The sequence below is a fragment of the Clostridium sp. FP2 genome (assembly GCF_011065955.2).
Classification (GTDB): Bacteria; Bacillota; Clostridia; order Clostridiales; family Clostridiaceae; genus Clostridium_AD; species Clostridium_AD tagluense.
On the sequence record NZ_JAAMNI020000003.1, the window covers coordinates 103,578 to 117,265 of the forward strand.

A 13,688-nucleotide genomic window follows, 5' to 3' on the forward strand; every position below is an offset into this window, starting at 1 on the left:
ACTATTATTACCGTAAATTGGATATAAAAAGGAATGTATGATTTTAACCTAAACATTAAATCATTGACATATTAAAAAAAAAAATATATAGTTGCATAGGCAATCATTTTAAAGGAGGTAATCTTTTGACATATTATTATGAGATTTTTCATCGACTTTTAAAACTCTCTAGAACTCTTGTTAGCAACTTCAATAAAGAAATTATTGTACATAATCTTCATCATTCTCAGTGGAGGATTATCCGCTTTCTAAAAGAATTTGGTCCTTCTACGCTTGTGGATATAGCTGATTATTTAAGTGTAGAAAAATCGTCGGTTACTCGTACTGTAGATCGTCTGAAAAAGAGTAAATTCATCCAAGCAGTGCCCGGAAAAGATAAGAGAGAAAGAAGAATCAAACTAAGTGATTTAGGAGAAGAAGCATATGTTTTAGGTTATGAAATTGCAGTAAAGTTTGAAGATAATGCAATGAAGGGTATTTCAAAGGAGGATTTAGAAACTACTTTTCAAGTGCTACTTAAAATAATGAACAATATAAATAATGAACCTGGAGGAAAAAAATGAATAAATCTAAACTATGGACCAAAGATTTTACAATTATTACTTTAACTACATTTTTTCTTTATCTAACTTTTTACTTATTAATGACCACATTGACTGTTTATGCTATTAAACAATTTAGTGCTTCACAAAGCCAAGCGGGTCTTGCTTCTAGTATGTTTGTCATTGGTGCACTTTTTTCACGTATTCTAGCAGGAAAATATATTGAAGTAATTGGACGTAGAAAATTACTATTCACAGGCTTAATTTTGTTCTTGATTGCTGCTATATCATATTTTCCAGCAGACAATTTGAACTTATTATTAATTGTTCGTTTTATACATGGAGCAGTTTTTGGTATTGCATCTACAGCAATGGCAACAGCTATAATGGATATTATCCCTAGTGAGCGTCGTGGAGAAGGGACAAGTTACTATTCATTAAGCATAACTCTTGCATCGGCAATTGGACCTTTCTTAGGGCTTTTTATCACTCAACATGCAAATTTTAATTTAATATTTGTTGCTTGTACTGTTTTTTCAGTAATTAGTATTGTTGTTATGTTATTTGCAAAGATTCCTGAAGCAAAATTAACAAAAGAACAGACCAAAGCTATGAAAGGATTTAAATTGCAAGATTTCTTTGAAAAAAAAGCCATTCCTATTTCAATTATTGCATTTATTATGGGGATAGCTTACTCAGGAATTCTGTCTTATATTAATTCATATGCACTGGAAATTAATTTAACACAAGCTGCGAGTTTCTTTTTTCTTGTATATTCTATAGTCTGTCTTATTTCAAGGCCATTTACTGGTAAGTTGTTGGATAGTAAAGGAGATAATACTGTGATGTATCCTTCACTGATATTATTTGTTTTGGGACTAGCATTAATTAGTCAAGCTGGCACTGGTATCACTTTTTTGTTAGCAGGAGCATTAATAGGTCTTGGCTATGGAACTGTCTATACTTGTACTCAAGCCATTGCTATAAAATCATCACCTAAGCACAGAGTAGGACTTGCTACTTCAACCTTTTTCATTTTTATGGATGCAGGAATAGGAGTTGGCCCTTTACTAATAGGAACTATAGTACCTATAGTTGGTTTTCGTGGAATGTATATGACACTAGCTACTATTGTGTTTTTGTCTATCTTTTTATACTATTTTATATATGGAAAAAAATCAGCATTAATACAACGGTCTTCAATTGAAAATCAAGAAATAAAACTAGATAATGTAAATGAATTAATTTAAATCATACATTAATTTTTTTAGGCTATATGCTTTAGAAGGAGCAGTACAGGGAATCCGATGGCATAATCTTTCAGGAGAAATCAAAGAAGAGTTAAAAGAATTTTATAATATTTTCAAATGATTGTATGATTTGGAGGAATAAAATGCTTGAATCAAGATGTGGCGTATGCTGTAGCCGTTGTGTACGTAAGGGGTGTCTCAATATGGGAAAAGATCAAGGCTTTGATCCGTTACCTAAAATTGAGCAATGTAGAAAATGGATGAATGAACAAGATTATGAGGATAATCCAAAATAGTTTTATTATTGTTCATCAATCATAAATCTGCGATTTATGAACAATCGTATTTATTAGTGAACTAATCAGCTTTAAGTATTTCGTAACCCTCATTTTCAAATATATTCCTGTAAATAAGCTACTTCTATTAAGAATTCTTACATTTCAAAACATAAGCTGGTGGAAGATTTAAAAGTACTTTTTTTCTTTTAATTTTACTAAAATATGAGTTAAAGACTTTCATTTTAAATAATGTATATTGAAAGGATATAAACTCACCTTCACCTTTAAGTATTTCTTTTGTAACTTTCAGTATTTTATTGCTCATAGCATGTGGTAGACTTGCAAATGGAAGACCTGATACTATATAGTCAACCTTATCAATATTATATTTATTTAAATATTCTTTTAAATTTTCTGCGGAGCCATTTATAAGTATAAAGTTTTTCTCAACCTTAAACTTATCATTTAAGATGTCACAAAAATCTCTATTATATTCTATAGCTATAAATATAGTACTATCTTTCTTCTTATTCAATATTTTTTCTGTAAAGACTCCTGTACCAGGGCCATATTCAACAATACATGATGCATTAAAAAAATCAACATCCTCAACCATTTTATGGGCTAAATTTTCTGAACTGGGAGCTATAGCACCTACAGTCCTTGGTGACTTAGCATATTCAATTAAAAATTTTATAAACCTCATATTAAAATCTCTCCTTTTCATTATAAGCATGAACAATTTAGCATTGCTAAGTTCGTTAAAACCAAATTGCAGTTTTAGTATGAATACTGTAAACCTAACATCTAATAAAAATTAAGAGAGCCTCGTAATGCAAGGTTCTCATAACTTTTTAATCAATTTGATTATTCCATTTCTTAAAATTAAAATAGCTAACTAGAATGATAACAACAAGCGTAGCAAGGAATACATATATGGAATAATCTGTGCTAATTCCTAAAAAAGTATATAGAAGAATAACAGGTGTATCAGCTATAAATACTGTTAAAAAGTATTTATTGAAGCTGATTCCACTTAAAACAGAAAAGAAACAAACAGCATCTGAGGGAACTAAAGGTGAAGAAACTCCTAAGGCTAAGATTTGTACGTTATTCTTTTTAATCATGTTATATATTTTAGGATACTTATCTATTATTTTGTTTTGATAGTTCATACCAAATGTAAGTTTTGTAAATAAAAACAATAAACTTTCACTTAATAAATTAGCTATTGTAGTTAAAATAAATGCTTCTAATGGACTAAATAACATAGCTGCAATAACTATAAAAACTGTACATGGAACAAGCGTGAAAATTCTTAAAGATGCAATTATAAGAAATAATAATGCACTATATTTGGGATAAGCATTTAAGAAATTTGTAGTTTTAAAAACTCCATCATTATATAATTGATACTTTAAAAATATAAATACAATTGATATCCAAAATAGAAAAATAATACTTTTAAATAGTTTAGTCATTAATACACCTCTGCTTGTACAGTTTAGTTCAAGAATAGCATAGCTTGCTAGTTTTTACTATACCATTTCTTTCAATTTTTTTATAACTACTAATTATAACAATTATATATTTCGATATACTATAATAGAAACTTCAGTGGGGCAGATAGCAATTGATAATTGTTATCCGCCCCAGTGGTCTACAAGGAAATAAATATCCTTATGAAGTTTTTAATATTGTAGCTTCGAAGAAGATATTTAACAACCTGTTAAGGCTTGTACATAAAATATGTAGTAGGATCTTTATCTTTTGTGGCAAAATTTACATTTCTCTTATGATATATTTGATTATCATATTCAGACCCTTGATTATCACATATATAAGCATAATCATATTTACCTGGGTTAACCCATTCCATAAATACATATGCGTGCGTAGGTCCGTAACCATAAGCTTTTGTAAAACATATATCTCCTGGACGAAGTTTAGAAAAATCTGTGCTTATACTCCAACCCATACTTTTTAGATTATTTGTAAGTTGTACTGTATTACATACAGATTGAGGTAATTTATTAAGCCCTGCTCTTCTTAATGCTTCACTTGAAAAATATACACAATTATTACTCAAATCTCCATCATGTAATTGGATAGCTCTTTTCATTACTGATTGTCTATTTTCTTCATTCATAAGATAATCATATAAGTTTTTGTTTAAAGTGCCTCGTGGTTGTAAATCATTATCATCACTTGGTTTTTCTATAGGAGTTGGAAATACTATTAAATTTAACAATACTTTTTTTTCATATCCAGAAACCTCTCCACAAAAAACATATGTACCTGGTACATCAATATTCTCAGGACAATCAGACCAATTAACATTTACTTGTTTAGCAAGACCATCACTCATAAGTGCATCTACTGTAGTAGGTAACTCGAATTCCTCTTTTTCTTGTATAGCTAGGTTAATATCAGCTATGTGTGTTATTGTTGCTTCTATAGCCTTATTGGTTATAAAATCTTTTGAAATTTCACTATTCAAATATTTATTTGTTTTTGACTTAACATTTTTATTAATAATTAAAGTATAATTCTTATTTGGTGAATATTTACAAGAAACGCTCAAAGTTTTATTATTTTCTTGAAAATCTATACTAATATTTGATTCTTCATTTGTATCTTTGTCTATAATTCTTACATTATTCTTTACACTATTAATATCTAATTCATTATTAAATTTAATTTTCCAAACCTTATTCACAGATACACTTGCTAAGGTTGAATCAGTATTAACTTTGGCACTAACAGATTTTGATAAATTATTATGTTCAGTAGGACTTTTTTCATCTACCTCCAAATTATAATCTACATCGTTTGTGATTTTTAAACTACCGATTTCTGCATTTGTTTTAATTAAAGTGTTTTCTTTTGCAAAAACAATATTGCATTTTAAGCTCTGAAACACAGTACAAATAATAAAAATTCTAGCTAAGTTTTTAATATGTTTTTTCATTGTATATATTTACACCCCATCTTAAATTTAGGTATTGGCAAAAGTAGCGAAGCAACCCTTGCTTTAATCCTTTGATTTCTAATAATTATATATATAATTTGATCTTCAAAAAATTTCAAGGTAAATTAATGACTTTTTACATTATAATTCCAAATACTAAAAAAAGAGCCAGTTATAAGTATGATTAATCAGTTAAGCAACGTAAGAAAAAAACATTGGTTCATAGCTATAATTACAAGTTGTCCAATTTTTTTATTAGCATAACACTTTTTCGCAAGCAAAAGCATTAACTATGATGCTACTCAAAAGTTATAGGCATACAAATAATGATGATGAAGTTTCAAAGGAGCTTGCAAACCATTCAACATTTAGTCATAAAATTACAATTGAAATATCTAAATTTCTTATATATGATTAATTTTACCATACATTTGGTATTGGTAAGTACTTTTGGAGAAATTTAGGCAAAAAAATTTACTGAATTTTTCTCAGGTTACTTTTTCTACTCTGTCTTCAGCGAGAGTAAATAATTGTATTATATTTATTGACAATATGTTTATATAGTGATAGTATGAAGCAAGCTTCACATGAAGCTTACTTCATATTGCTTGGAGGTGTATAAGTGAAAAATAGAGTAAAAGAATTACGAGCCCTAGCAAATATAACACAACAGCAACTTGCTGATTTAGTTTCTGTTTCCTCAAGAACGATTATTTCACTTGAGAAAGGTCAGTACAACCCCTCAATTATGCTGGCATATAAGATAGCTTGTGTTTTTAATACAGATATTGAAAATTTATATTATTTAAAGGAGAATTTAGAAAATGAAGAGAAAAATATATAATAAAAAGAAATTTGCGAGTGGTATAGTATTTTTATTATTAGCAGTAATTAGCATTCCAAATACAATTACACGTTTTAATGATTTAAATGCTTTAAGAATTACCAAGTATATTATATTGGATATTTTTTGTATCCTATTTGGAGTGATAGAAGTATATAGAAGTTTAAGCAGGCAGTGTACAAAAAAAGATGAGCAAAATGATGATGAACGAGTAAATTTAGTTAACATGAAATCAAAAACCAGTGCTTTTAATATTACACTGTTCACTTGTGCTACTATTTCACTACTATCAATGATTGCATGGGGAGTAACAAAAAATGAGGTGTATCTCGGCATTATTTGTTGCTTCGGCATGACTATTTCGATCATGTTTATTGCTGAAATAAGTAGTTATCTTTATCATGACAAGCGAAATTGATTTTATAATTAGGTGATATATTTAAATAAATTTATTCGTAACTTCATATATTGTACACCAGCCCCAAAGGCAGAAATGCCTTTTTTCTTTTTCTTAAGATTAATGATAACCACCTTTTCATTGCATGTCGTGGATTAGCATAGGTATTAATATTAGACCTGTGGTAATTTCCAATAATATTGCAGCATGGCAAATGATGATTTAATAAAGAATATAAGTTCTTAAGAATTTAAGAATTTAAGAATTTTTAAATTTAAGAATATAATGTATACTTAAAACTATAAACCTAGGTGCTGCAATAGCAAAACTTCGATATATTAAAATTCACTCGAAATTTTGTTTTAGGAATTGAATAGTTAGTAACATATTGTAGCTGCTGGTATGACGTAAAATATGAAAAATGTATCGTAATTCATTTAGCCGAACGATAGCTCTATATATTCTTTTATAAAATTTGTATTTCCTGAAATTTCATCAAATTTTCTTTTGGGTAGTAAGCAATAAATAATATCAATAAAATTTGATATATCAAGCTCTTGTATAGCCGGAATTAGTGATTGTATTATAGCAATTATTTTCAAATCATCCTTACTTGTTTTGTCACCTATCCATGATATTTTTTCAAATTCCATTAATAGATTTAATTGTTTTGGACTTTTACCTTCAATTACCATATATAAACAATTTTTATAAAATAAATATATAGGATCAGGCAACGTTATAAACTCGTTGTCTATAACGTCATTTAATGCAAGTGCTCCGCCTTTTAGTATATTATCCATTAATTTTATAGATACACCTATTAATTGATCTTGCCTATTATAGAATGAATTATTCATATAGACCACCTCCAATTGTATTAGTTAAACTTATTTATAGAAGCATGTGACAAGCAAGTGCAAATACTAGTTTAAATAATCCTGATGCTAATTGAATATATTTTTAGGCGTTTTTTTTACGATCAAGAGTTTGAAATATAATTTCTGTAGCAATAAGTAAAATTGCCATAAATATGTAAATATTAAGATTATATTGAGATGAAAATTTGGATATAGCAAATACCGAAATACCTGTAATTAATATTTTTATCAATAAATTAGGTATTAAAAATTTTTTCTTCATAGATTATACCTTCCTTTCTGGGACATTTCGCAATCCAAATCTAACTGCAATTCCATGTTATTCTGTAGTATTTGTGAATAATGTTGTTATTAATATAATTACAGCAAAAATATAAAAATTTCCAATGAATGTTATGCCTAAAGGTCTTTTTTCACCTATATATATCCCTCCAATTAGTTTTATAATAGAATATTTTAAGTCAATTATACCATTATGTTCCATGCATTACTGCTTTTTAGAGTGGGATTTATAAAAAATTTATACATTTTATGTCTTAGTATGGGTTTTTGTGGAAATGTTGTGCTAACCCTTTAAGAACATAAGAATATTCCTCACGACACAAATGGGGGGCTTTACTTTTATAGAATTTTCTTAGCTTGATGGCTATGGGGTGGAGCCAACGGAACCGACAAAACCCACGTTAAGGAATATAGTACCATAAACCTACGTTTTAGGTACTTAAATATAAGCCTTAGAACTAGTCACTTTATACGTGATTTTCAGTTCCAAAACTATTATCAAAACCAAAGTATCAAAACAGCTCTAACATAACCCTTTATGGCACTTATTTTTAAACACTGTTTGTTTAACGTAGGCAAAAGTCACGTTTTATATCCATTTTATGTCTTAAAGGGGGTTTTGTCGGAAATGCTAGCTCTACCCCATTTGGGTTTGCAAACTTTTGCTCATTGATATAATCTCTTAAAATATTCTTAGAAATTTCCGACATAAAAATACTCCTCCTTACAATTTTTGGATAATTAGCTTATCTCAATTATTGTCAAGAAAGAGTATACTTTATACTGTTGGGGTATAGCCGACATACGTGGTGCGTCCCGACAGGGCGTATATTCTAGCAGGTGGGAATCCTGCCAAGGTAAGATTTAGCAAATCGCTTTGTATCGAGTCTTAGAGATGTTGCGGTAACGTAACATTTTAAGCGTAGACAGAAAGTTAGCGAGGTAGAATTGACTGGGTGGTAACCCAGCAGTGAATGGTATTGAGCTTCGAAAAGTTGGTCGATGATGTGGCAGAAGCGTTCACGTACGTGGAAAGCAACATTTATTTGTGCGTTAAAGCGAGTGCAAATAAACACATCCGTAGTCAGAGGCCCTACCTAGCTAAACATTGAGAATATAGGGAAACTCGGGGAGATCCTACTTGGTCTTTTCAAATGAAAAGTATGCAGTACAAACTGAAGAAGTAAGGAACGCAAATGCCAGTAGGAAGTCGGATACTTTCATAGTACTGAAGATAACGGGTAATTCCGGAGGAAGGAAGGAGAGTAGCATATGGAACTGCTTAAAAGAGAAACACTGCCCGGACTTAGAACTGGAATAACAGTGAGAACAAAACTTGTAAGCATAGCACAAGTAGCTCGCAGAAATAAAGAAGCAAAATTCTGTTCATTGGCTTATTTAATGAACAAGAATACTTTAAAAGAATCATTCAATAGACTGAATGGCTCGGCCTCTGCGGGTATAGATAAGGAAACTGGGTGTTTTTGCCTATCCCGCCAAAAAGGTATATTAGTAGATTATATAGAAAAAAGGCATTGCTGCCCTTTAAAGTTGATGAACTAACTTAACTTCTAATTATGCTTATAATGCAGGAGTGATATGTTTGTTTTTTTCATCTCTCCATTGATTTAACAATTTATTCATTTTCCTTCTGCTGTCAATAATCCAAAAAGTCTTTTCAAGATGTTTTTTATGTAAATCTATTATTCTGATTTTTCTTGTTTTATTAAAATTAAGTATTTCTTTACAAAATCCAATAAATCTCTTGTCAAATTTCTCGTCATAATAATGTTCTATTGCAGTATCAGAGCGTTCTTTACCTTGCCTTTTAAATACACCCGCAAGACATATAAATCGGTTTATATCAAGAAAAATAATTAAGTCCGCTGCCTCAAATCGTAAATCCATTGTACCACCATGACTACACATTCCGTCAATAATCCATTTTTCTCGTGAAATAAATCCAACATTTTTCTTCAACCATTCTTCCTTTGACGGCATTTCCCAATTTGGAAGCCAAAATTCTGCATCAAGATGAACGAGCGGCAAACCCGTGATAACAGACAATTCTTTAGATAAATAACTTTTTCCGCTACCATTATTACCAACAATAATAATGCGATTATATCCAAATATATTCAATACTATCACTCCTAAACATAAATAATCGTTGATTCGCAAAATTATACGACTGCGTCGTAAGTCCTATATATAATATTATCATTATTTACCACACTTTTTTACAACCGATATTTATATCGACCATTAAAAGCCATTCCACTAGCCTAAATTAGACTGTAAATAAACTTCTTTCTTTTGTTCTTCAGTAATTCCAATGTATCTTAAAGTCTGTGTTTTTGAAGAATGATTAAATATATCCATAAGTAATTCTAATGAAGATCCATTTTGATATGCATGGTATCCAAAAGTTTTACGAAGAGTGTGAGTGCCTATTTCGTTTTTTTCTACAAGACCTACAATTTCAGCTGCATTATTAAGAATCCTATATGCTCGTTGCCTTGTTATAGGCATATTTTCACCCTTTCTACTTTGAAACACATAATTATCCATATCTAAGTTAGATAAATCTTTAATATAATTTTCAATAACCTTTTTCACTATATCACCGATATAAAACTTCTTTGTTTTACCTGTTTTCTTTTCTGTAATAATCACATAATCTCTTACAGTTTTAGAGTTTGATTTTACTAAATCTTCTATCTTCAATTTCAATATGTCACTAATTCGAAGTCCTACATTAATTCCAAATATGAAAAGTAATTCATTTCTTACTGATTGACCTTTTAAAATAGAACGTATATTTTTAATTGTTTTTATATCTCTAATTGGCTCAACACTATTCATTAAATTTCCTCCAATTTTATCATTTGCTAAAGTTACATAGTATTAGTATAATATATAATTATGTAACATTCAATTTAATAATTATATATGAAAACCTGCAAACCGTTGAAAAATAAGGAAAGTGAAAGTTACACAATCTGATTGTGTAACTTTCAAAAATAAGAAGGACTAGCGTTAGGTTGCTGCTTACGCCTGCCGCAGAAAGGGGAAATCTATGGCGATTCGACAGAGTGATGCTGATCAAAAACGTCTTGGAATTCTCGGTGATGATGAATTAGAGACCATTTATGGCAGACCGCTTTTTACCCATGAAGATCGATGTAATTATTTTTTTCTCTCCACTCCGGAAAAAGAGATGCTACAAGTATTACGCTCTATTAAATCACAGGCTTACTTTGTTCTACAACTTGGCTATTTTAAAGCTAAGCACCGTTTTTTCACATTTGACCTTTTTGAAGTTGAGGAAGACTTGCAGTATGTATTGAAAAAACATTTCGCCAATAGCATTATTACTGACTTAAATTCCATTAAAAAGTTAACCAAGCTAAAACATCAGAAATTGATTCTTGAACTAACCAACTATCTTAGTTGTGATAAAAAAGAACGACAACGATTAGAGGTAAAGGCTCGCATAGCTGCAACCGTTTGTGGCAAACCAATCTACATCTTACGTGAAATCATACATTATTTATCAGAGAAACACATTGTTACCCCTGGCTACAGATTTATGCAAGATATTGTAGGAAAGGCAATAACCTACGAACAAAACCGATTGATTATAATTATTCAAAACAACTTGGAAACTGTTGATATAGAAGCCTTAAAGCAACTTTTAAATGATTCTTCAGGACTGTATGAAATAACGCAGATTAAACACGAGCCAAAAGATTTTAGTTTGGGTGAAATAAAGCGTGAAATTATCCGTGGTAAACAAATAAAGCATTTATATCTGCTTACCCAGAAGTTGATGCCAATATTAGGTGTTTCAAATGAAAGCATAAAATACTATGCCTCATTAGTAGATTATTATTCGGTCTATAAGATCAAGCAACTTAATGAATGGATAGGGTTTGTTTATTTATTATGTTTTGTCCTCCATCGCTATCAAAGTATGCATGATATTCTTATCAACACACTTATTTATAACGTAAGGCACTATATAGATGAATCTAAATCCAAAGCCAAAGAGCAAATATATGAGTGTTACACAGAAACTAGTAAAAATATAAAAAAGGCGGGTCAAGTGCTTAAAATATTTACTGATGATAGTATTGCAATTGACACGCCTTTCAAGGATATTCAGGCTACGGCATTTACTATTTTAGAACGCCAAAAAATTATAGATATAGCCGATCATATTTCCACAAATGCTAAATTAGATGAAACCGCTTTCCAATGGGATCACATTGGGAAGTTGTCCCCTCAATTTAAAAGGCATTTGAGACCTATACTTTTAATGGTGGATTTTGTAGCCCCCTCAACTCATGATCCGTTAATTGATGCTGTGAATTTTTTGAAGGTAGCTTTTATTAAGAATAAATCCCTTGGGAAATATCCATCTGACGATTTACCAAATCAATTTATACCTGATAGTATAAAGCGCTACATGTATAAATAAGACGCCAATGGACAAAAAACTCTCTTAGTAGATCACTATGAATTTTTAGTTTATCGCCTCTTGCGAAATGGTTTGGAGTCTGGTGATATTTTTTGTCGTGACAGTATCAATTTCAAGAGTTTTGAGGATGATCTTATAAATGACATTCAGTGGCAACAGAAAGAAAAATTAATAACTGATACTGGCTTGACCGTCCTTAACCAACCTATACATAATCATTTGGTAGAACTTGAACATAGACTTGAAACTAGAATTACAGAGGTCAATCAACGTATTGCATTAGGAAATAATGAGCATTTCCAAATAAAAAAACGTGGAGGCCATAGCCGTTGGACTCTCCAATATGTTAGTGACCCCGAATCTATTAATCACTCATTTTTTGATGCATTGAAGCAAATAGACATCGGGAGTATTTTGCATTATGTTGATAAGCAGTGTCATTTCATTGATGCATTTGAGCACATTTTAGGACGTTATGCCAAGCAGAACAAGGAAAATCAAGTTCTTGTGGCTTGTCTGATTGCTTGGGGTACAAACATGGGATTGGGTAGAATGGGTGAGATTTCGGACATCGATTACTCGCTGCTTTCTTCTACATCAGATAATTTTATTCGATTAGAAACTCTAAATGAAGCGAATAGCCGTATAAGTAATGCTATAACTAAGCTGCCAATCTTTAGACATTACGATATTGATGAAGTCATACATTCCAGTAGTGATGGGCAGAAATTTGAAACTAGTATTAATACCATTAATTCTCGCCATTCACCTAAATATTTTGGGCTTAAAAAAGGGGTTGTATCTTACACATTGGTAGCTAACCATATTCCCGTTAACGCCAAGATTATCGGTGCTAACGAACATGAAAGTCATTATGTTTTTGATGTTTTGTATAACAACATAACCGATATTAAGCCAGATATTCATTCCACAGATACACATGGCGCAAATGAAGTTAATTTTTCTATTCTCAACTTTTTTGGCTATCAGTTTGCACCACGTTATAAAGATATCTATGATAAACTCGGTAACGCTTTGTATGGCTTCAATCATCCAAGCCACTATGGTGATGTAATAATCAAGCCTGTAAGAAAGATAAACACTGATCTTATTGTGGATGAGTGGGATAATATTCAGCGTATAATATTGTCACTTGCTCTCAAAACGACAACGCAGAGTATTATAATAGGAAAACTTAGCTCTTATGAACGTAAAAATAAAACTAAACGAGCTCTATGGGAGTATGATAATATCCTGAAAAGTTTGTATTTACTTGATTATATTGATTCGCTAACATTACGCCAAAATGTGCAGAGAGCACTAAACAGGGGTGAGAGTTATCATAAATTACGCAGAGCCATATCCTATGCTAACTTCGGGAAATTGCGATTTAAAACGGAACAAGATCAAAACATTTGGGGTGAATGCGGCCGGCTACTAGCCAATTGCATTATTTATTATAATGCCAGTATTTTATCTAATATGTTAGCTTACAGAGACATAAGCGGTAAAGATTCAGATGTGTTGAAACACATTTCTCCAGTTGCATGGCAGCATATAAACCTCTATGGTCGCTATGAATTTAACACAAAATCGAAGTCCATTGACATGGATGCAATTATTCTTGAATTAGCTAAATCTAAGACAGTAGCAAATGAGTGATTTGCTTATTCCACCTTTTCGGGAGGTGGGGTAGGCAAAACGCCCTACTATAAAATCTACTAATATACCTTTTTGGCGGGATAGGCAAAACTACCCGT

15 protein-coding genes and 2 pseudogenes are annotated in these 13,688 nt (G+C 30.7%); 9 read left to right on the forward strand and 8 right to left on the reverse strand.

From position 1 onward, the window contains the following. The first annotated feature begins 125 nt into the window (after nucleotides 1–125). The 3 genes and pseudogenes from G9F71_RS26190 to G9F71_RS26200 all read left to right on the forward strand — a co-directional run. Entirely contained in the window at nucleotides 126–563 is a 438-nt protein-coding gene (locus tag G9F71_RS26190) for a MarR family winged helix-turn-helix transcriptional regulator (RefSeq protein WP_164952334.1), read from the forward strand. After that, on the forward strand, nucleotides 560–1,792 hold the full coding sequence (locus G9F71_RS26195; protein ID WP_164952333.1) for an MFS transporter: 1,233 nt from the start codon (nucleotides 560–562) through the stop codon (nucleotides 1,790–1,792). The genes G9F71_RS26190 and G9F71_RS26195 overlap by 4 nt, the downstream gene beginning before the upstream one ends. A 19-nt stretch (nucleotides 1,793–1,811) precedes the next feature. After that, nucleotides 1,812–1,913: pseudogene (locus tag G9F71_RS26200) on the forward strand (TfoX/Sxy family DNA transformation protein); the annotation flags it as partial. 302 nt (nucleotides 1,914–2,215) lie between these two features. On the opposite strand, the gene G9F71_RS26205 reads toward G9F71_RS26200, so the two are convergent. From G9F71_RS26205 to G9F71_RS26215, 3 genes are all read right to left on the reverse strand, one after another. Then, nucleotides 2,216–2,776 (reverse strand): class I SAM-dependent methyltransferase, encoded by a 561-nt coding sequence (locus tag G9F71_RS26205; RefSeq protein WP_164952331.1) that lies wholly within the window; start codon nucleotides 2,774–2,776, stop codon nucleotides 2,216–2,218. Nucleotides 2,777–2,924: 148 nt separating this feature from the next. Next, nucleotides 2,925–3,551, reverse strand: a complete 627-nt coding sequence (locus G9F71_RS26210; RefSeq protein WP_164952330.1) for a VTT domain-containing protein — start codon at nucleotides 3,549–3,551, stop codon at nucleotides 2,925–2,927. Between the two features lie 248 nt (nucleotides 3,552–3,799). After that, entirely contained in the window at nucleotides 3,800–5,041 is a 1,242-nt protein-coding gene (locus tag G9F71_RS26215) for an Ig-like domain-containing protein (RefSeq protein ID WP_164952329.1), read from the reverse strand. A 292-nt stretch (nucleotides 5,042–5,333) separates the two neighbouring features. Between G9F71_RS26215 and G9F71_RS27475 the strand changes: the two genes are divergently transcribed. The 3 genes from G9F71_RS27475 to G9F71_RS26225 all read left to right on the forward strand — a co-directional run bounded on the left by G9F71_RS27475 (nucleotide 5,334) and on the right by G9F71_RS26225 (nucleotide 6,303). Further along, a complete protein-coding gene (locus tag G9F71_RS27475; RefSeq protein ID WP_263488334.1) occupies nucleotides 5,334–5,459 on the forward strand; it encodes a hypothetical protein in 126 nt (41 codons plus the stop codon). A gap of 204 nt (nucleotides 5,460–5,663) precedes the next feature. Beyond that, nucleotides 5,664–5,885, forward strand: coding sequence for a helix-turn-helix transcriptional regulator (locus G9F71_RS26220; RefSeq protein ID WP_164952328.1), 222 nt, complete (start codon nucleotides 5,664–5,666; stop codon nucleotides 5,883–5,885). Beyond that, entirely contained in the window at nucleotides 5,866–6,303 is a 438-nt protein-coding gene (locus tag G9F71_RS26225) for a DUF2178 domain-containing protein (protein ID WP_164952327.1), read from the forward strand. Before G9F71_RS26220 ends, G9F71_RS26225 begins: the two co-directional genes overlap by 20 nt. A gap of 416 nt (nucleotides 6,304–6,719) precedes the next feature. Here G9F71_RS26225 and G9F71_RS26230 read toward each other — a convergent pair whose 3' ends face one another. The 3 genes from G9F71_RS26230 to G9F71_RS26240 all read right to left on the reverse strand — a co-directional run bounded on the left by G9F71_RS26230 (nucleotide 6,720) and on the right by G9F71_RS26240 (nucleotide 8,155). Next, the gene (locus G9F71_RS26230; protein ID WP_164952326.1) at nucleotides 6,720–7,142 is read right to left on the reverse strand and encodes a hypothetical protein; all 423 of its coding nucleotides are present in this window, start codon (nucleotides 7,140–7,142) and stop codon (nucleotides 6,720–6,722) included. A 103-nt stretch (nucleotides 7,143–7,245) separates the two neighbouring features. Further along, nucleotides 7,246–7,425 carry a hypothetical protein gene (locus G9F71_RS26235; RefSeq protein ID WP_164952325.1) on the reverse strand — a complete coding sequence of 60 codons (180 nt, stop codon included), beginning with the start codon at nucleotides 7,423–7,425 and terminating at the stop codon, nucleotides 7,246–7,248. 586 nt (nucleotides 7,426–8,011) lie between these two features. Further along, nucleotides 8,012–8,155, reverse strand: coding sequence for a hypothetical protein (locus G9F71_RS26240; protein WP_164952324.1), 144 nt, complete (start codon nucleotides 8,153–8,155; stop codon nucleotides 8,012–8,014). 562 nt (nucleotides 8,156–8,717) lie between these two features. Between G9F71_RS26240 and G9F71_RS26245 the strand changes: the two genes are divergently transcribed. Then, complete coding sequence (locus G9F71_RS26245) at nucleotides 8,718–9,008, forward strand: hypothetical protein (protein WP_164952323.1); 291 nt, start codon at nucleotides 8,718–8,720, stop codon at nucleotides 9,006–9,008. An 18-nt stretch (nucleotides 9,009–9,026) separates the two neighbouring features. Here the strand turns inward: G9F71_RS26245 and G9F71_RS26250 are convergent, their stop codons facing one another. Further along, entirely contained in the window at nucleotides 9,027–9,587 is a 561-nt protein-coding gene (locus G9F71_RS26250) for a hypothetical protein (protein WP_164952322.1), read from the reverse strand. Between the two features lie 138 nt (nucleotides 9,588–9,725). Then, a complete protein-coding gene (locus G9F71_RS26255) occupies nucleotides 9,726–10,310 on the reverse strand; it encodes a tyrosine-type recombinase/integrase (RefSeq protein WP_164952321.1) in 585 nt (194 codons plus the stop codon). A gap of 214 nt (nucleotides 10,311–10,524) precedes the next feature. On the opposite strand from G9F71_RS26255, the gene G9F71_RS26260 reads away from it, so the two are divergent. Next, nucleotides 10,525–11,928, forward strand: coding sequence for a DUF4158 domain-containing protein (locus tag G9F71_RS26260; protein WP_202018021.1), 1,404 nt, complete (start codon nucleotides 10,525–10,527; stop codon nucleotides 11,926–11,928). A gap of 33 nt (nucleotides 11,929–11,961) precedes the next feature. Next, a pseudogene (locus G9F71_RS26265) lies at nucleotides 11,962–13,590 on the forward strand (Tn3 family transposase); the annotation flags it as partial. Nucleotides 13,591–13,688 lie beyond the last annotated feature (98 nt).

Coding starts and splice junctions, on each gene's coding strand:
- G9F71_RS26195 (WP_164952333.1), top strand. CDS start 560: ATGAATAAATCTAAACTATGGACCAAAGATTTTACAATTATTACTTTA.
- G9F71_RS26205 (WP_164952331.1), bottom strand. CDS start 2,776: ATGAGGTTTATAAAATTTTTAATTGAATATGCTAAGTCACCAAGGACT.
- G9F71_RS26210 (WP_164952330.1), bottom strand. CDS start 3,551: ATGACTAAACTATTTAAAAGTATTATTTTTCTATTTTGGATATCAATT.
- G9F71_RS26215 (WP_164952329.1), bottom strand. CDS start 5,041: ATGAAAAAACATATTAAAAACTTAGCTAGAATTTTTATTATTTGTACT.
- G9F71_RS27475 (WP_263488334.1), top strand. CDS start 5,334: ATGATGCTACTCAAAAGTTATAGGCATACAAATAATGATGATGAAGTT.
- G9F71_RS26225 (WP_164952327.1), top strand. CDS start 5,866: ATGAAGAGAAAAATATATAATAAAAAGAAATTTGCGAGTGGTATAGTA.
- G9F71_RS26230 (WP_164952326.1), bottom strand. CDS start 7,142: ATGAATAATTCATTCTATAATAGGCAAGATCAATTAATAGGTGTATCT.
- G9F71_RS26235 (WP_164952325.1), bottom strand. CDS start 7,425: ATGAAGAAAAAATTTTTAATACCTAATTTATTGATAAAAATATTAATT.
- G9F71_RS26240 (WP_164952324.1), bottom strand. CDS start 8,155: ATGTCGGAAATTTCTAAGAATATTTTAAGAGATTATATCAATGAGCAA.
- G9F71_RS26245 (WP_164952323.1), top strand. CDS start 8,718: ATGGAACTGCTTAAAAGAGAAACACTGCCCGGACTTAGAACTGGAATA.
- G9F71_RS26255 (WP_164952321.1), bottom strand. CDS start 10,310: ATGAATAGTGTTGAGCCAATTAGAGATATAAAAACAATTAAAAATATA.
- G9F71_RS26260 (WP_202018021.1), top strand. CDS start 10,525: ATGGCGATTCGACAGAGTGATGCTGATCAAAAACGTCTTGGAATTCTC.